Source organism: Micromonospora sp. NPDC023966 (assembly GCF_040639095.1).
Lineage (GTDB): Bacteria > Actinomycetota > Actinomycetes > Mycobacteriales > Micromonosporaceae > Micromonospora.
On sequence record NZ_JBEZZJ010000024.1, the window covers coordinates 75,460 to 93,012 of the forward strand.

17 protein-coding genes and 1 rRNA gene are annotated in these 17,553 nt (G+C 73.2%); 11 read left to right on the forward strand and 7 right to left on the reverse strand.

Annotated elements, in window-relative coordinates:
- The first annotated feature begins 70 nt into the window (after positions 1-70).
- On the forward strand, positions 71-4,303 hold the full coding sequence (locus AB0F68_RS25375) for a S8 family serine peptidase (protein WP_357342563.1): 4,233 nt from the start codon (positions 71-73) through the stop codon (positions 4,301-4,303).
- 74 nt (positions 4,304-4,377) lie between these two features.
- Here AB0F68_RS25375 and AB0F68_RS25380 read toward each other — a convergent pair whose 3' ends face one another.
- Entirely contained in the window at positions 4,378-5,010 is a 633-nt protein-coding gene (locus AB0F68_RS25380; RefSeq protein WP_357342565.1) for a DNA-3-methyladenine glycosylase, read from the reverse strand.
- A gap of 143 nt (positions 5,011-5,153) precedes the next feature.
- On the opposite strand from AB0F68_RS25380, the gene AB0F68_RS25385 reads away from it, so the two are divergent.
- The 4 genes from AB0F68_RS25385 (at position 5,154) to AB0F68_RS25400 (ending at position 8,415) form a co-directional block, all read left to right on the forward strand.
- Complete coding sequence (locus AB0F68_RS25385; RefSeq protein WP_357342566.1) at positions 5,154-6,236, forward strand: exo-alpha-sialidase; 1,083 nt, start codon at positions 5,154-5,156, stop codon at positions 6,234-6,236.
- Positions 6,237-6,512 (forward strand): ubiquitin-like small modifier protein 1, encoded by a 276-nt coding sequence (locus AB0F68_RS25390; RefSeq protein WP_357342568.1) that lies wholly within the window; start codon positions 6,237-6,239, stop codon positions 6,510-6,512. It begins immediately after the preceding gene.
- Between the two features lie 140 nt (positions 6,513-6,652).
- Positions 6,653-7,792 carry an LLM class flavin-dependent oxidoreductase gene (locus tag AB0F68_RS25395; RefSeq protein ID WP_357342570.1) on the forward strand — a complete coding sequence of 380 codons (1,140 nt, stop codon included), beginning with the start codon at positions 6,653-6,655 and terminating at the stop codon, positions 7,790-7,792.
- Positions 7,789-8,415, forward strand: a complete 627-nt coding sequence (locus AB0F68_RS25400) for an FMN reductase (RefSeq protein ID WP_357342573.1) — start codon at positions 7,789-7,791, stop codon at positions 8,413-8,415. The genes AB0F68_RS25395 and AB0F68_RS25400 overlap by 4 nt, the downstream gene beginning before the upstream one ends.
- 21 nt (positions 8,416-8,436) lie before the next feature.
- Here the strand turns inward: AB0F68_RS25400 and AB0F68_RS25405 are convergent, their stop codons facing one another.
- Complete coding sequence (locus AB0F68_RS25405) at positions 8,437-9,327, reverse strand: universal stress protein (protein WP_357342575.1); 891 nt, start codon at positions 9,325-9,327, stop codon at positions 8,437-8,439.
- A 232-nt stretch (positions 9,328-9,559) separates the two neighbouring features.
- Here AB0F68_RS25405 and AB0F68_RS25410 point away from each other — a divergent pair, with 232 nt between their 5' ends.
- On the forward strand, positions 9,560-10,036 hold the full coding sequence (locus AB0F68_RS25410; protein WP_357342578.1) for a cyclic nucleotide-binding domain-containing protein: 477 nt from the start codon (positions 9,560-9,562) through the stop codon (positions 10,034-10,036).
- On the opposite strand, the gene AB0F68_RS25415 is transcribed toward AB0F68_RS25410, so the two are convergent.
- Complete coding sequence (locus AB0F68_RS25415) at positions 10,000-10,260, reverse strand: hypothetical protein (RefSeq protein WP_357342583.1); 261 nt, start codon at positions 10,258-10,260, stop codon at positions 10,000-10,002. The two genes, AB0F68_RS25410 and AB0F68_RS25415, sit on opposite strands and share 37 nt — an antisense overlap.
- Positions 10,261-10,453: 193 nt before the next feature.
- Between AB0F68_RS25415 and AB0F68_RS25420 the strand changes: the two genes are divergently transcribed.
- The 3 genes from AB0F68_RS25420 (at position 10,454) to AB0F68_RS25430 (ending at position 13,055) form a co-directional block, all read left to right on the forward strand.
- Positions 10,454-10,957, forward strand: a complete 504-nt coding sequence (locus tag AB0F68_RS25420) for a GNAT family N-acetyltransferase (protein WP_357342585.1) — start codon at positions 10,454-10,456, stop codon at positions 10,955-10,957.
- Positions 10,958-10,967: 10 nt separating this feature from the next.
- Positions 10,968-11,594, forward strand: coding sequence for a hypothetical protein (locus AB0F68_RS25425; RefSeq protein WP_357342587.1), 627 nt, complete (start codon positions 10,968-10,970; stop codon positions 11,592-11,594).
- A 126-nt stretch (positions 11,595-11,720) separates the two neighbouring features.
- Positions 11,721-13,055, forward strand: a complete 1,335-nt coding sequence (locus tag AB0F68_RS25430) for a hemolysin family protein (protein WP_357342589.1) — start codon at positions 11,721-11,723, stop codon at positions 13,053-13,055.
- A gap of 3 nt (positions 13,056-13,058) precedes the next feature.
- Here the strand turns inward: AB0F68_RS25430 and AB0F68_RS25435 are convergent, their stop codons facing one another.
- The 4 genes from AB0F68_RS25435 to AB0F68_RS25450 all read right to left on the reverse strand — a co-directional run bounded on the left by AB0F68_RS25435 (position 13,059) and on the right by AB0F68_RS25450 (position 15,433).
- Positions 13,059-13,376, reverse strand: a complete 318-nt coding sequence (locus AB0F68_RS25435; RefSeq protein ID WP_357342591.1) for a PRC-barrel domain containing protein — start codon at positions 13,374-13,376, stop codon at positions 13,059-13,061.
- The gene (locus tag AB0F68_RS25440) at positions 13,363-13,743 is read right to left on the reverse strand and encodes a hypothetical protein (RefSeq protein ID WP_357342594.1); all 381 of its coding nucleotides are present in this window, start codon (positions 13,741-13,743) and stop codon (positions 13,363-13,365) included. Before AB0F68_RS25440 ends, AB0F68_RS25435 begins: the two co-directional genes overlap by 14 nt.
- The gene (locus AB0F68_RS25445) at positions 13,740-14,966 is read right to left on the reverse strand and encodes a divalent metal cation transporter (RefSeq protein WP_357342598.1); all 1,227 of its coding nucleotides are present in this window, start codon (positions 14,964-14,966) and stop codon (positions 13,740-13,742) included. Before AB0F68_RS25445 ends, AB0F68_RS25440 begins: the two co-directional genes overlap by 4 nt.
- A gap of 83 nt (positions 14,967-15,049) precedes the next feature.
- Positions 15,050-15,433 (reverse strand): PaaI family thioesterase, encoded by a 384-nt coding sequence (locus AB0F68_RS25450; protein ID WP_357342612.1) that lies wholly within the window; start codon positions 15,431-15,433, stop codon positions 15,050-15,052.
- Between the two features lie 103 nt (positions 15,434-15,536).
- Between AB0F68_RS25450 and tyrS the strand changes: the two genes are divergently transcribed.
- Positions 15,537-16,820, forward strand: coding sequence for a tyrosine--tRNA ligase (tyrS, locus tag AB0F68_RS25455; protein ID WP_357342600.1), 1,284 nt, complete (start codon positions 15,537-15,539; stop codon positions 16,818-16,820).
- 641 nt (positions 16,821-17,461) lie between these two features.
- Positions 17,462-17,553, forward strand: a 16S ribosomal RNA gene (locus AB0F68_RS25460); the annotation flags it as partial.

The window sequence follows — 17,553 nt, forward strand, 5'->3', positions numbered from 1 at the left end:
CAACATGACGTTTGCCAGCCGTTGCCCACGGCGGGCGGGACTAGTTCGCTTCATAGCCATGATCATGTCCATGACCGCCGGCAGACGGGCCGTCGCCACAGCGACGGTCCCGCTCCTGGCATTGACACTGCTCACCGCGGGTGCGGCGACCGCCGCGCCCGCGAGCGGGCCACCCCAGACCGTGATCGTCGAGTTCGAGGCGACCCCGACGATCGCCGCCGCGCCCGGGCCCGGCACCGTCGACGCGCAGTCGGCCGACCGGGTACGCCAGGCCCGCGCCGCCGTCGACGGCGTCGAGCACGGCGTGACCGAAGCGGCCAGGCGCGCCCGGATCACTCTCACCCACCGGCGGTCGTACCACGTCCTGCTGCCCGGCATGGCGGTGGAGGTGCCGGCCGGCCAGGTCGACGCCCTGCGCCGGCTGCCCGGCGTCAAGTCGGTGCACGGCGTACAGACGTTCCAGATCCATGCCGTGGACGGCGCACCGGCGAACCTCCGCACCGGGCCGGGCGGCGGCGCGGCGGCCCCCCTCGACAGCGTGCCGCTGATCGGCGCCCCGCAGGTCTGGCAGCGCAAGGACCCGGCCGGCCGGCCGGTACGCGGCGCCAGCGTCACCGTGGCGGTCATCGACACCGGCATCGACTACCGGCACCCCGCGCTGGGCGGCGGCTTCGGCCCCGGCCACAAGGTCGCCGGCGGCTACGACTTCGTCAACGACGACGCCGACCCGGCCGACGACAACGCCCACGGCACCCACGTGGCGGGCATCATCGCGGGCACCGGCGCGGGCGGTCCCATGGCGGTCACCGGCGTCGCGCCGGACGCCACGCTCACCGCGTACAAGGTGTTCGACGCGGGCGGGTCCGGTACCGACGAGGACATCCTCGCCGGCATCGAGGCCGCGGTCGACCCGGCCAACCCGAACCGGGCCGACGTGATCAACATGAGCTTCGGCGGCCAGGGCGACGGCAGCGATCCGATCGGACAGGCTGCGACCCGGGCCGCCCAGGCCGGCGTGGTGGTGGTCGCCGCCGCCGGAAACTCCGGCCCGGGCGAACGGACCATCGGCAGCCCGGCCGCCGCCGACGGGGTGATCGCCGTCGGCGCCTCCACCAGCGGCCTGCGTCAACCGGTCGCGCACCTGGCCAGCCCCGTCTGGGAGCGGGTCGAGGCGATCCGCAACCCGTCTTCGGCCAACCCGCCCGCCAGGCCGGTGACCGGCGACGTGGTGGATCTCGGCGAGGGCACCCCGGACGACCTCGCCAGGGCGGGCGACATCCGCGGCAAGGTGGTGCTCCTCGCCGGCGTGGTGAACTTCGACGTGGACCTCCTGATGGAGGCGGAACGGCGGGGAGCCATCGCCGCAATCCGCTACAACCCCGGCGTCGACCTCGGGCCGATGGAGTCGGGGGTGCTGCCCGCCAAGGCGTCGACCACCCTCGGCGCCGAGGACGACCTGCGCTTCGACCGGCTGGTCATCCTCGACTCCTTCGACCCCAACCAGTACCTGCAGTTCCACACCCTGCTGGCCGCCGGTCGGACACGGATCACCATCTCCGGCGAGGACGCCACCGACGAGATCGCCGACTTCTCCTCCCGCGGCCCCGGCCCGCGCTGGCAGCTCAAGCCCGAGATCGTCGCCCCCGGCGTGGAGATCCGCTCGTCGGTGCCGACCGACCTCTGGGCGCCCGGCGTCTTCCGGCTCAGCGGCACCAGCATGGCCGCCCCGCACGTCGCCGGAGCGGCCGCGCTGCTGCGTCAACTCCGGCCGGAGCTGCCCGCGCCTCGGGTCGCCGCCGCGCTGATCGGCTCGGCCAGGGCCGTGCCGAACGGGCCCGCCGTGGCGGGGGCCGGCCGGCTGGACGTCGCCTCGGCGGTCGGCGCCGTGGTGACCGCCGATCCGCCCGCGCTGTCGTTCGGCCTGGCCGACCTGTCCCGCGACCAGGTGCGGGCCACCCGCACGGTGGCGCTGCGCAACGACGGTGACGAGCCCCAGCGGCTGCGTCTCGGCATCACCCCTGCGGCCGGCAGTCCCGGTACGGCCCAGGTCGAACCGAGCACGGTGACGGTCGCCGCCGGCGGCCGGGCCACGGTGACCGTACGGATCACCACCACCGGTCCGGACCAGGGCAGTGGCGACGTCTCCGGCTGGCTGACCGTCGACGCGCCCGAGGGCACCCCGGACCTGCGGGTGCCGTACCTGCTCGCGGTGCGTACCCCCGAGGTGTACGTCTCGCCCGACCCGAGCGACGGCCACACCGAGGTCTTCACGTACACGCTGGAGTCGGCCGCCGCCGCGCCCACCGTGACGATCCGCTCGCCGAACGGCCAGCAGACCGCGGTGACCATGCAGGCCGACCACGACCTGTGGTGGCGGGCCCCGGTCATCGGATCCGAGCCGGGCGTCCACACGGCGACGGTCACGGTGCCCACGGCGTCCGGACCGACGCTGGTCGGGCGGACCACGTTCGACGTCGCGGAGCCGCAGGGCGACAGCCGCTGGGAACTGGTCGGGCCGAACTCGACCGGCGGCACGGTGAGCACCACCGCCGCCGACCCGAACCGGCTCGTGGTCGCGCCGTCCTACACCGCCGGTATCTGGCTCACCACCGACCACGCCCGTACCTGGCGGTACGAGCGGCTCACCCCGGTGGCCAGCACCGCGAGCCAGCCGAAGGTGCTGATCGACCAGAAGCGGGCGGACCGGATGTGGGTCGCCGTCAACAACTGGGACACCTACCACGGCAGGGTGCTGCGCACGGACGACGCCGGCACGACCTGGCAGACGCTGTCCTTCCCGGACGCGTGGGTCGACGGGTTCGCCCAGGATCCGTCCGGCACGCTGGTCGCGGTGACCGGTGACACCCTCCGGACCAGCCGGGACGGTGGTGAGACCTGGACGGCGACGGCCGCCCCGTGGACGGGTGGCGTCTGGGGCACGGAGTTCGCCGGGGAAGACCTGTACGTGGCGACCGACGACGGCGTCTGGCGGTGGGCCGGTCTGTCCGGCGTCCCGCAGCTCGTCCGTGCCGTCGGCGACTACACCACCTGGCCCAGGAGCCTGGCCGTGGTCGGCGACACCGTGGTGGTGGGCCAGATCGACGACAGCGTCTGGGGCACCACCGACAGCGGCAGGAACTGGCAGCGGATGACGGCAGTCGACAACCTGGCCGCGGTCAGCGGCACGGGCGACACCCTGCTGGCCGACGGGTCCGACGAGGCGCAGCTGAGCCGCGACCGCGGCCGGACCTGGAGCCGGGTCGAGAAGCCGGTCCACGCGACCACGTACGACGTGGCGCAGTGGCCGGGCGACGACCGTACGCTGCTGCTCGGCATGGAGGGTGTGGGCGTGTACGCCACCGGCGACGCGAAGACCTTCACCCGCGTCGGCGTACCCGGGCAGTCGGTCAACGAGCTCGCGGTGACCGACGAGAAGCTGCTCGCCGGCACTGACGTCGACCTGTACAGCGCGCAACTCCCGGCGGATCCGGCCCAACTGGACTGGGGCGCCTCCGGCGCCGAGGGTCAGGCGGGACTGACGGTCAGCGGGCTGGCGGTCTCGCCGTCCGATCCCCGGACGGTCTGGAAGCTCTACCGGGACGCCCTGTCCCTCGGCCGGCTCGTGCGCAGCCGGGACGCGGGCGCCACCTGGTCCGACGTCGTCCAGCTCGACGGCACCCCACTGGGGCTCGCGGTGCACCCGGCCGACCCCCGGCAGATCTTCATCCCCTACGTCGACCTGCGGGGCAGAGGACTCTTCGTCAGCCGGGACGGCGGCACGTCGTGGAAGAAGATCGACCACAAGGCGCTGTACTCGGCGGTCGCGGGTGACCCCGGGGACGCCAGGCGGGTGTGGCTGGGCGACGAGGACGGCCTGTGGCGCTCCGACGATGGCGGCGCCACCCGGGTCAAGGTGCTCGACGGCCCGGTGACCGCGCTGAGCGTCGACAAGCGCCGAATCGTCGCCGGGGGCGCGGCGATCCGGGTGAGCACCGACGGGGGACGTACCTTCACGGCGGCGCACCAGCTGGGTGCCGGCCGGGACGGGCTGCCCATCCAGGTCAGCCAGATCGTCGCGTCCGGCGACAACCTGTACGCCGGCACCGGCGCGTACTCGCCGGCCGGGTTGATCCGGGGCGGCCGGGGCGTGCTGCGCAGCACGGACGGCGGTCTTACCTGGGTGAACATCGGGGCGGGCCTGCCCGATCCGTCGGTGCGCGCCCTGGTGACCAGCCCCGACGGCCGCTGGTTGTACGCCGGCACCGGCTCCGGTGGCGTCTATCGGCTGCCGATCCGCGACTGAACCGACAGCCGTGTCGCTGGGGCGCCGCGTCGATGGCGTCCCAGCGGCCCGGCCGACGACGGTCGAGAGATCGCCTACGCGCGCGGCCCGGCGGTCCGCTCTCCATTTCGACGCCTGGGTACGTGACGACGGTACGAGCTCACCGTGGCATCACCGGTGATCCAGAAACGCCATGGAACGTCGTGCGCAGCGGCCACCCCGACCCGCGGGCCTGCGGAGATGGCTGCCGGCGCAACCGGGCGGGTGGGTGGCGTCAACAGGAGCGGGCCCGTCCCGTCGAGGACCGAAGTGCCGTTCGCTTCGGCGCTGACTCCCAGCGCGACGACCAGCCGAGCCGGCCCCCGCGCGAGGTCGCGGTCCGCCACCTCCCCGCGGCGCTTGCGGGCCAGGTCCAAGCCGTCCACGACCTCGCCCGCTCGCAGCAGGACCGCCGCCGCCTCTCCCTCCCGGCCGCAGACGATGTTCAAGCACCAGTGAACGCCGAACACGAAGTAGGTGTAGGCGTGCCCGGGCGGCCCGAACATGACCCTGGTCCTGGGAGTGGGCCCCCGATGAGCATGCGAGGCGGGGTCTTCGCCGGTGCCCGCGTACGCCTCGACCTCGGTCAGCCTGATCCGGACGCCTCCGGCCGAGAGCTCCCAGCCGAGGAGCGTCTGCGCCGTCTCGGGCACCTCTGCGGCGGGAGCATGAAGCCAGGAGTAGTCCACCGGTCCAGGAAACGACGGAAACCGGCGATCGACAAACCGACAGCGATGACGCCGCCGGACGGTGACCGGCGCTGGGCGCGTCGGGTGGGAATCCTGTCGGTGGGTGTGGCGATAATCACGGCACCCCGACGATGGAGGACGTCATGGCGACCCTGCTCGCGATCGGCACCGGCAAGGGCCTCTTCCTGGCCACCAGCCCCGACCGGCGCGACTGGGCGGTGAGCGGCCCGCACTTCCCGATGACCGGGGTCTACGCGGTCGCCGTCGACAAGCGCCCCGACCGGCCCCGGCTGCTGGCCGGCATGACCAGCTCGCACTTCGGCCCCAGCGTGGCCACCAGCGGCGACCTGGGTGACTCCTGGCAGGAGCCGGAGCAGGCGCCGGTGGCGTTCCCGGCCGAGACCGGGGCCAGCCTGGGGCGGGTCTGGCAGCTCACCCCGGCGGGCCCGGACCAGCCCGACGTGGTGTGGGCGGGCACCGAACCGTCCGCGCTGTTCCGCTCCGAGGACGGCGGGCGCAGCTTCAGCCTGGTCCGGGCGCTCTGGGACCACCCGCACCGGGAGCGGTGGGGCGCGGGCTTCGGCGGCCAGGCCGTCCACAGCGTGCTCCCGCACCCGAGCGACCCGGCCCGGATGGCGGTGGCGATGTCCACCGGCGGGGTCTACCGCACCGAGGACGCGGGGGCGAGCTGGGCGCCGGGCAACACCGGCATCCGGGCGTACTTCCTCCCCGACGAGTGGCCCGAGTTCGGCCAGTGCGTCCACAAGATCGCCCGCGACGCCGGCCGCCCCGACCGGCTGTACGCGCAGAACCACCACGGCGTCTACCGTTCCGACGACGACGGCCGCAGCTGGACCTCGATTGCCGCGGGCCTGCCCAGCGACTTCGGCTTCCCGATCGTCGCCCACCCCTCCCGCCCGGGCACGGTCTACGCCTTCCCGCTGACCGCCGATGCCGAGCGGTTCCCGGTCGACCGGCGCTGCCGGGTCTACCGCTCGGCCGACGCGGGCGAGAGCTGGGAGCCGCTCACCGCCGGCCTGCCCGAGGGGCCCTTCTATCCCTCGGTGCTGCGCGACGCCATGTGCGCCGACGACCACGACCCGGCCGGGGTCTACTTCGGCACCCGCTCGGGCGAGGTCTACGTCAGCGCCGACGACGGCGACTCCTGGTCGCAGGTCGCCGCGCACCTGCCGGACGTGCTCTGCGTCCGGGCCGTGGAGGTCTGAGTGGTCACCGTGCTGCTGCCCGGGCCGCTCCGCGCCGAGACCGGCGGCGAGGGCCGGCTGACTGTGGCCGCCACCGGCACGCTGCGCGCGGTCCTCGACGAGCTGGCCACCGCCTGGCCCCGGCTGGCCCGCCGGATCCGCGACGAGCGCGGCGAGCTGCGCCGGTACGTCAACGTCTACGTCGACGGCGAGGACTGCCGCCACGTCGGTGGCCTGGACGCGGCGGTCGCCGACGGCACCGAGGTGCAGGTGCTGCCCTCGGTGGCCGGCGGCTGATCCACCCCTCACTGCGGGCGTGCCGTGGGTGAGCCGGGCCACGCGGCGGTGGGGCCGGGGTGGAATAGTTGCTGCGTCAAATATGTTGTGCGCAGCGATTCCGGGCCGCATCGGTCCGGACCCCACGCAAGGAGCTGGTCATGCAGTTCGGAGTCTTCACCGTCGGCGACGTCACGGTCGACCCGACCAACGGGCGGCTGCCGTCCGAGCATGAGCGGATCAAGGCCATGGTGGCCATCGCGCTGAAGGCCGAGGAGGTCGGGCTGGACGTGTTCGCCACCGGCGAGCACCACAACCCGCCGTTCGTGCCGTCGTCGCCCACCACCCTGCTCGGCCACATCGCGGCCCGCACCGAGCGGCTGCTGCTGTCCACCGCGACCACGCTGATCACCACCAACGACCCGGTGAAGCTCGCCGAGGACTACGCGATGCTGCAGCACCTGGCCGACGGCCGGGTGGACCTGATGATGGGCCGCGGCAACACCGGCCCGGTCTATCCCTGGTTCGGGCAGGACATCCGCAACGGCATCCCGCTCGCCATCGAGAACTACGACCTGCTGCGCCGGCTGTGGCGCGAGGACGTGGTCGACTGGAAGGGCCGGTTCCGCACCCCGCTGCAGTCGTTCACCTCGACCCCACGCCCGCTCGACGGCGTGCCGCCGTTCGTCTGGCACGGCTCGATCCGCAGCCCCGAGATCGCCGAGCAGGCCGCCTACTACGGCGACGGATTCTTCGCCAACCACATCTTCTGGCCGAAGGAGCACACCCAGCGGATGGTGGACCTCTACCGGCAGCGCTTCGCGCACTACGGCCACGGCTCCGCGGACCAGGCCATCGTCGGCCTCGGCGGCCAGGTCTTCATGCGGAAGAACTCGCAGGACGCGGTACGCGAGTTCCGGCCGTACTTCGACAACGCCCCGGTCTACGGGCACGGGCCGTCGATGGAGGAGTTCACCCGGGAGACCCCGCTGACCGTTGGCAGCCCGCAGCAGGTCATCGACCGGACGCTGGGCTTCCGCGAGTACGTCGGCGACTACCAGCGCCAGCTCTTCCTGATGGACCACGCCGGGCTGCCGCTGAAGACCGTCCTGGAGCAGCTCGACCTCCTGGGCGAGGAGGTCGTTCCCGTGCTGCGCAAGGAGTTCGACTCGCTGCGTCCCGCGCACGTGCCCGAGGCGCCGACGCACGCCTCGCTGCTGGCCGCGGCAGGCGGCGCCAAGGACAGCACCGTCCACGCCGTCGACGACGTGACCGGCAAGGCGCCCGAGGAGGACCGATGACCCGGCGCACCCTGGCGGTCGTCTCGGCCGGCCTCGGTCAGCCCTCGTCGACCCGGCTGCTCGCCGACCAGCTCGCCGCGGCCGCCCGCGACGAGCTGGTCCGGCGCGGCGCCGAGGTGGAGATCCACACCGTGGAGCTGCGCGAGCACGCCCACGACGTGGTCAACCACCTGCTCACCGGATTCCCGCCGGCTGCCCTGCGCGCGGCGCTGGACACCGTGGCCGGGGCCGACGGTCTGATCGCCGTCACCCCGATCTTCACCGCCTCGTACAGCGGGCTGTTCAAGTCGTTCTTCGACGTGGTGGAGAAGGAGGCGCTGGCCGACCGGCCGGTGCTGATCGGCGCCACCGGCGGCACCGCCCGGCACTCGCTCGCCCTGGAGCACGCGGTCCGGCCGATGTTCGCGTACCTGCGGGCGGTGGTGATGCCGACGGCGGTCTTCGCCGCGCCGGAGGACTGGGCCGGCGACGGCGAGGACAGCGCGCTGCGGGCCCGGATCCGGCGCGCCGGGATCGAGCTGGCCGAGCAGGTGGACCGCCGCCCGGCGGCGACCGGCCCGGCCGACCCGTTCGCCCTCACCACCAGCTTCGAGGACCTGCTCGCCGGCCGCGACGGAGCCTGACCCCGACGCCGGCCGGCGACCTCAGTCGTCGGCCGGCTCGTAGGGGTGCGCCACCAGCACCGGGCAGTGGGCGTGCTGCACCAGCGCCTGGCTGACCGAGCCGAGCAGCAGCCCGGCGAAGCCACCCCGGCCCCGGGAGCCGACCACCACCAGTGCCGCCTCCCCGCTCGCCTCGATCAGCGCCCGCTCCGGGGACTCGCCCCGCATGGGCCGCTCGACCACGCTCAGCACCGGATGGTCCGTGCGGATCCGGGCGGCGGCCCCGGCCAGCAGCTCCGCCGACTCGGCCTGCGCCGCGGCGGTGGATTCCGCCGCGGCCTCCGGCGCCACCGCGCCCCGCTCCGGCACGCGCACGTGCACCAGCACCAGGTCGGCGTCCCGGCGGACCGCCTCGTCGGCGGCGAGCCGGACGGCGTACCCGGCCGACTCGGAGCCGTCGACCCCGACCAGCACCGGCCCCCGCACCGGGATGGGCTGCTCCGCCGGGCGGACCACCAGCACCGGGCAGTGCGCGTGCTGCGCCACCTGGTTGCTGACCGAGCCGAGCAGCAGCCCGGCGAAGCCGCCCACGCCCCGGCTGCCCACCACCACGAGCTCGGCCCGGCGGGATTCCTCGATCAGGGTGACGCCCGGGCCGCCGGCCACCTGGCGCACCTCCACCCGCAGGGTCGGATGCCGGTCGACCAGCTCGGCGGCTGCCTGCTCCAGCATCTTCCGCGATTCCGCGGTCGGCGCCGGCACCCCGAGGTCGTACGGGTTGAGCGGCACGCCGTAGCCGAGCGGGTGCAGGTAGCCGTGCACCAGGTGCAGCGGCCGGGCCCGCGCGACGGCGGCCCGCGCGGCGTGTTCGGCGGCGGTGAGACTGGTCGACGATCCGTCGACACCCACCACGACAGGTCGGTTCATCGGCATCCTTCCGGTCGGCTCCGCCCATTGTCGACGACAGCCGGGCCCGTGGCGCCCGAACTCCGACGGCCGCCGGCGGAGGCCTTGCGCCCGCGCGGCCCGGGACAAACGGCCCTGGCGGTTCGGGCCGGACGAGTGTCAGCTGGAGTCGGGACGATCCGGCCCGACAGTGACCCGCACCCCACCGGGACCCGGTGGGCGGCCGGGTTCCTCGTCCCACCTGGGAGGCGAGCGACCGATGACCCCGCTGGAGATGCTCCGCGCACACCCCTTCCTCGCCGGGCTGCCCGAGGAGTGGCTGCCCCCGCTGACCGGCTACGCCCGCCCGGTGGTCTGGCACCCCGGGCACCGGCTGTTCCGCGCCGGGCAGCCGGCCGAGCGGTTCTGGCTGGTCCGCGGCGGCCAGGTGGCGCTGGACTTCCCGGTGCCCCGCCGCGGTGACGTGGGGATCGAGACGATCGGCCCGGGCGGGGTGCTCGGCTGGTCCTGGCTCTTCCCGCCCTACCGCTGGCAGTTCGGCGCGGTCGCCGTCCAGCGCAGCACCGCGGTCGAACTCAGCGCCGCGGGCGTGCGCCGGCTGATGGAGTCCGACGACGCGCTGGGCCGGCAGCTCACCACCCGCTTCATGAGCGTCGTGGTGGACCGGCTCCAGGCCGCCCGGGTCCGCCTGCTCGACCTCTACGATCTCCCGGCGGTGCTGCCGCCGACCGGCTGACCGACCGTGTGCCGGTGGACGACCAGGTCGTCCACCTCCAGCCGGCCGATCCGCAGCTCCCGGATCACCGCCCGCCGGACGGCCAGGCGGGCGATCATCAGCCGGCCGATCGCCACCGCGCCGAGCGCCGCCGCGGCGAGCGCCAGCGGCGCAGCCGCCGTCGGGCCCAGGGCACGCGGGCCGGCCGCCGTCGGCCCGACGACGGAGGGTCGGAGGGTGCGCATCGGAAAAGCTCGCCCGCGCGGGCGCTGAAGCATCCTGTTCACCCGTGGATCCTCTGCTCCCACCCGGCTCGTCCGGCGCCGATCCCGGCGCCGGTCCATCGGCAGGGTGACGGGACGTCGCCCGGCGGCGTAGCCGGACGCGGACCGCGTCGGACGTCCCGGTCCTGTCGGTTGCCCCGGTTATCCTCCGGCGGTGACCAGTGAGGTGCGGCTCCGCCCGGTACGTGACGAGGACCTGCCCGCGTTCTTCGCCCACGAGCAGGACCCGCAGGCCAACTGGATGGCCGCCTTCGGCCCGAAGGATCCGGCCGACCGGGCCGCCTTCGACGCACACTGGGCCCGCATCCGCGCCGACCCGCGCATCGTCAACCGCACCGTGACCGTCGACGGCGCGGTCGTCGGGCGCGTGGCCGCCTTCCCGGTGGGGGAGAACACCGAGGTCAGCTACTGGATCGACCCGGCCCGCTGGGGCCGGGGGCACGCCACGGCCGCGCTCGCCGCGCTGCTGCGCGAGCTGCCGCAGCGGCCGGTGCACGCGCGCGCCGCCAAGGACAACGCCGCCTCCCTCGCCGTGCTGCGCAAGTGCGGCTTCGTGGTGGTCGGCGAGGACTCCGGATACGCCGAGGGCCGCGGCGCCGAGGTCGAGGAGTACGTCCTGGAGCTGCCCGGCGAGGCGGCTGACCAGGGCGACCACTAGTCTCCCCGGGGTGAACTGGCTGGAACTCGTCGGCTGGGCCGGCTCCGCGCTGCTGGTCTGGTCGCTGCTGCAGACCCGCCTCCTGCGGCTGCGCGCGCTCAACCTGCTCGGCTGCCTCATCCTGATCGGCTACAACGCCGCCGTGCACGTGTGGCCCATGGTCGGGCTCAACGTCGTGCTCGCCGTGATCAACGTGTGGTACCTGCGGAAGATGCTCGCCACCCGGCACGACGAGCGGACCTACGAGGTGGTCGAGGTGGGCACCGGGGACGCCTTCCTGGCCCACACCCTGCGGGTGCACGCCGCCGACATCGCCCGGTTCAACCCGGACTTCCACTGGGACCCGGCCGCCGCCGACCGCTCGGCGTTCCTGGTGGTCCGCGCCGACGAGGTGGTCGGTGTGGTGGTCTCGCACGCCGAGCCCGGCGGGGTGGCCCAGATCGACCTCGACTACGTGACCCCGCCGTTCCGCGACTTCACCCCGGGCGAGTTCGTCTACCGGCGCAGCCGGCTCTTCACCGACCGGGGCTTCCGCCGGGTGGTCAGCCCGCGCGGCATGGTCGCCCCCTACTACCACCGGCTCGGCTTCCGTCCCGAGGGCGACGCGTACGTGCTGGACGTGTCCGCGCCCGCCTGATCGGCCGCCCGGAGGATTGCCCGGCCCGCCCGCGGGGCACAGAGGGGCGACGCCGCCCGGCACCGGTCGGCGACGGGGCGGCCATGGCGGCCGGCCCGGGGCGGGTCGAGGGGGAGAGAACCGGGCGTGCAGAGCTACTGGAGCCAGCTGGCCCTGGTCGGAGTTCTGGTGATCGTCAACGCGGCCTTCGCCGGCAGCGAGATGGCCCTGGTCTCGCTGCGCGACAGCCAGCTCCAGCGGCTGGAACGCGGCAGCCGCGCCGGCCGCACCCTGGCCCGGCTCGCCAAGGACCCCAACCGGTTCCTGGCCACCATCCAGATCGGCATCACCCTGGCCGGCTTCCTGGCCTCCGCCGCCGCGGCGGTGTCCCTCGCGAAGCCCCTCGTCCCGCTGCTCGGGGTGTTCGGCGACGCCGCCGAGACGTTCGCCATCGTCGCGGTCACCCTGGCGCTGACCTTCGTCACCCTGGTCTTCGGCGAGCTGGCGCCGAAGCGGATCGCCATGCAGTCCGCCGAGCGGTGGGCCCTCGTCGTGGCCCGCCCGCTCGACCTGCTGGCCGCCCTCACCCGCCCGGCGGTCTGGGCCCTCGGCGCCACCAGCGACCTGGTGGTCCGCCTGTTCGGGCTGAACCCGAAGCACGAGCCGGACGAGATCGGCCCGGACGAGCTGCGCGACATCGTGGCCGGCAACCACGGCTTCACCAAGGAGCAGCGCACCATCATCGCCGGCGCCGTCGAGATCGCGGACCGGCAACTGCGGGCGGTGCTCGTACCCCGGTTGCAGGTATTCACCCTGGACAGCGGGACGACCGCGGAGGCCGCCCGGCTGGTCCTGGCCGCGACCGGCCACTCCCGGGCGCCGGTGGTCCGGCACGGCGGCCTGGACGACGCGGTCGGGGTGATCCACCTGCGCGACCTGGTCGGCGTCCCCGACGACCGGCCGGTGGACGAGATCGCCCGGCCGCCCATGCTGCTGCCGGACTCGCTGCCGGTGGTCGACGCGCTGCGCCAGTTCAAGGCGGAGCGCCAGCACATCGCGCTGGTGGTCGACGAGCGCGGCGCGGTCGACGGCATCGTCACCCTGGAGGACATCCTCGAGGAGATCGTCGGCGAGATCTACGACGAGACCGACCGGGACCTCAGCTCGGTGCGCACCGAGGAGGACGGGACGCTGGTGCTGCCCGGCACCTTCCCGGTGCACGACCTCACCGACCTCGGCGTCGAGCTGCCCAACCGCCCCGCCGGCGACTACACCACCATCGCCGGGCTGGTGCTCATCTGCCTCGGGCACATCCCCACGGTGGCCGGGGAGCGGGTCCGGGTCGACGGCTGGGACCTCGCCGTGGGCGGCGTCGACCATCACGCCATCACCGAGGTCCGGGTCCGCCGGCACGTCCGCCGTGACCGTCCCGAGGACGCCGACGCCGCCGACGCCCCGGTGCTCGACCAGGCGCGCGGCTGACCCTCAGCGGTGCTCGGCCGGCGGGCCGAACGGGAAGTCCGGCACCGGCGGGAGCAACTGCACCGAGTCGGCGGACACCTGACGGGTGCTGCGCCCCAGCACCCGGGTTATCGCGCGCAGCAGCCACGGTCCCGACGGGTGCCGCTCCGGCCCGATCAGCCGGCTGGTGACCCGGGTCCACCAGTGGCCTGCGACGATCACGTCCGTGACCCGCAGCCGCTCCGGCGGCCAGCCGCCCCGCACCACCACGTCGACCACCCGGCCCAACCGCCGCCCGTGCAGGTCGTACGCGGTCCGGCCGAGCAGCTCACCCGCCCGCACGGTTCGCCCCCGGAATCCGGTCGATCAGGTGCCGGCGCAGCCAGGACTCCACCGGCGAGGGCGGCAGGTCGGCCGCCGGGCAGCGCAGCCGCACCACGCTGTCCACCCGGTCGATCTGGGTGAGCGGGATGCGCAGCGGCGGCACCGGCGGGTCGTCGGTGAACCGGTCCGCGACGGCCACCAGGAGCCGCCCGATCCAGCCGCCGATCCGCTGCCCGAGCGCCGCCTGGCCGCTGAGCAGGCAGTCCACGTACGGGTAGCCCTCCTCGTCGATGGCGAGCGCGATGTCGTCGACCCGGCCGACGAGCCGGCCGTCGACGTCGACGATCTGCCGGTCGAGCAGCTGTTTGGCGAGCTGGATCCTCATCGCCCCATCCTCGTGATGATCGCCAGGGGGATCGCCGCCACCGAGGCGGCGACGATGAGCAGCAGGAACACCGCCCCGAGCAGGTTCGTCCACCACCCGTTGACCCGGTCGCCGAGGTAGTTGCGATCATTCGCCACCACGAGGATCGGCAGGTAGGTCAGCGGCAGCACCACCGCGCTGAGCACCAGCATGTACTCGGTGAGCCGGACCGGGTCCACGGCGGTCATCAGCAGCAGCACCCCCAGCAGCAGCCCGACGAGCAGCACGCTGTGGAACCGGGCCGCCTCCCGCGGGCTGACCCGCTTGCCCCACTGCCAGCCGAAGTACTGCGACGCCGCGTACGCCGCCGACAGCCCGGTCTCCAACGCCGCCCCGAAGGTCACCGCGAAGAACGCCAGCACCGCGACGGCCAGGCCGGCCCCGCCCAGCGCGGTCACCACCGGCCGGGCTACCTGGTCGAGGGTGTCCAGCGACGCCCCCGACGGGTGGTAGGCCACCGTCGCCACGGCGATCAACGACAGCGCCAGGAAGCCGCCGACCGGGAAGCCGATCAGCACGTTCGACCGGGCGTGCGCCAGGTCGGCGGCGCTCCACCGCTCCTCGACCCCGCCGGAGGAGAAGAAGAACACCTCGTACGGGCTGACCGTCGAGGCGAACAGGGCCACCGCCACGAACCAGTACACCGACCAGCCCTCGCCGGCGGAGCTGATCCGCAGCGCCCCGTGCCCGAGCTCCGCCCAGTCGGTGGGCAGCGCGAACAGCGCCACCGCGAAGACCAGCAGCGCCAGCCCGGCCAGCCCGAAGACCCGTTCCATCAGCTCGAAGCGCATCCGCCACAGCACCAGCCAGACCGCCACCGCGGCCACCGGCACCCAGAGCAGGTAGCTCAACCCGGTCGCGAGCTGCAACGCCAGCGCCACCCCGCCCAGCTCGGCGGCCAGGGTGATCACCGTGACGAGCCAGGAGGCGACCAGGTTGAGCAGCGCCACCCGCGGCCCCAGCCGCTCCCGGACCAGGTCGAACACCGCCCGGCCGCTCACCGCCGCGATCCGGCCGGCCATTTCCGCGTACGCGCAGATGCCCACCACCCCGACGAGCAGCACCCAGGAGTGGGCCATCCCGAAGCGGGCGCCGGCCTGGCTCGCCGCCACCAGGTCGCCGATGTCGACGAAGCCGCCGACGGCGGAGAGCACGCCGAGCGTGGCCGCGAGGAGCTTCCTCACGTCGGCTCGGGAACGGGCGGTCTCATCGACGCGACGATATCGGCGTCAGATCCCCGTTCTCGGGCGAATCGGCCAGCCCGGGATCAGGCGGCGGTGAGGTTCTGCAGCCGCACCTGGCCGCGCGCGACCAGCCGGCCGCCCTCGTCGGTGATCTCCACGAGCCAGAGCTGCTGGCTGCGGCCCCGGTGGATCGGGGTGCCGACCGCGGTCAGCTCGCCGTCGCGGACGGCCCGCAGGAAGTCGGTCTGGTTGGAGACCCCGACGACCTTGCCCTTGTCACCCAGCCACAGCGCGCCGCCGATGCTGGCCGCCGTCTCCACCACCGAGCAGTAGACCCCACCGTGCTGGATCCCGTACGGCTGGTGCAGCTCCGGACGGACCTGCCAGCGGATCACCACCCGGTCCCCGCTCACCTCGTCGAACTTCAGACCCAGCAGGGCGACGAAGCCCCCGGTCACGTCCGGCATCTCCACGGCGGCCCCCTCCTGTCGGTGGAGCCGCCAGCCTAGTCGCCCGCCTTCGGCAAACCCGGTACGGGCCGAGGCCGGTGATGGGGGAGAATCGGTAGCCGTGACCGACAGCAACCTCCCGCAGGGGCGGGACTCCCTGACCGAAGACCTGCTGTGGCGGGGCCTGATCCAGGACTCGACCGGCCTCGACGAGCTGCGCGAGCTGCTCGACGGCGGGGTGGCCACCTTCTATGTGGGCTTCGATCCGACCGCGCCCAGCCTGCACGTCGGCCACCTCATGCAGGTCATCACCGCGCGCCGGCTCCAGCTCGCCGGGCACCGGCCGCTGCTGCTGGTCGGCGGCGCCACCGGCCAGATCGGGGACCCGAAGGAGACCGCGGAGCGGACCCTCAACCCGCCCGAGGTGGTGGCCGGCTGGGTCCAGCGCATCCACGACCAGCTCGCCCCGTTCGTCTCGTACACCGGGGAGAACGCGGCCCGGCTGGTCAACAACCTGGACTGGACCGGCGAGATGTCGGTGGTGGAGTTCCTGCGCGACGTCGGCAAGCACTTCCCGGTGAACAAGATGCTGGCCCGCGAGGTGGTGCGGGCCCGGCTGGAGTCCGGCATCAGCTTCACCGAGTTCAGCTACCAGCTCCTGCAGGCCAACGACTTCTTCGAGCTGCACCGCCGGCACGGCTGCCAGCTCCAGTACGGCGGCTCGGACCAGTGGGGCAACATCACCGCCGGGGTGGACTACATCCGCCGCCGTGGCGCCGGCCCGGTGGAGGCGTTCACCACCCCGCTGGTCACCAAGTCCGACGGCACCAAGTTCGGCAAGAGCGAGACCGGCGCGGTCTGGCTCGACCCGGAAATGACCAGCCCGTACGCCTTCTACCAGTTCTGGGTCAACGCCGACGACCGCGACGTCACCCGCTACCTGCGCTACTTCAGCTTCCGCTCCCGTGAGGAGCTGGAGGAGCTGGAGAAGGCCACGGCGGAACGGCCGCAGGCGCGGCTCGCCCAGCGGGCGCTCGCCGAGGAGCTGACCACCCTGGTGCACGGGGAGCGGGAGATGGCCCAGGCCGTCGCGGCCAGTCAGGCGCTCTTCGGTCGCGGCTCGCTGGAGGAGCTGTCCCCGGAGACCCTGCGCGCCGCGCTCACCGAGGCCGGTCTGGTGCACCTCGACGAGCTGCCCGACGTCGCGGGCCTGCTCAAGGAGTCGGGCCTGGTACCGAGCATGAAGGAGGCCCGGCGGGTCATCGCCGAGGGCGGCGCCTACGTCAACAACGTCCGCATCGCCGAGGTGGACGCGACGGTGTCGCCGGCGGACCTGCTGCACGGCCGCTACCTCGTGCTGCGCCGGGGCAAGCGCTCGTTCGCGGGCGTTGAGCTGCGCAAATAGCTCTCCGTCGACAGTGTGACGCGGGACGCGCCCAGCGGATTTGACGATCAATCCGCTGGGCGCGTAACTTTCTCTCTGCCAGCGCGGAACGGACGAAACAGGCGAAAGACCTGGGAGGCCGGAGCGCGGGAATGACCGCCGGGCGAGGATGGTTGACTCCATCGGAACCCGGACCGGGCGGTGCCCCGGATCCGCCGCGAGGCGGATTTGGCGAGGCGGAACCGACCGGGTAAGGTTGTCGACCGGCAGGGACACGGACGAGCGAGCGGGAAACCGCGGCGGCCGTCCTGCCGAAATCCACGAGGCGCCCGGCGCGAGTCGGTCGAATAGTGGTGCCCGGCAAAAGGGTGGAAGCAATGACAAACCGCGAAACACCGGTTTGACACCGCGGAAACCGCCGGGTAACGTAGTAAAAGTGCCCGGCGCGAGAGCGGCGGGTGGTTGAACGAAATGCCCCGGATGGGGGTCCTACGGTGTAGGGCTTTCGGATGGTGTGTGGTTGTTCTTTGAGAACTCAACAGGGTGCTTGTTAAGCCAGTGCCAAATTGATTTATACCCCGGACTGGTCAGGCTTTTGGTTTGGCTGGTTGGGATTCCTTTGGCAACACTTTTGTTGTCAGGATGATTGTTCAACAAAGTTTTTGTTGGAGAGTTTGATCCTGGCTCAGGACGAACGCTGGCGGCGTGCTTAACACATGCAAGTCGAGCGGAAAGGCCCTTCGGGGTACTCGAG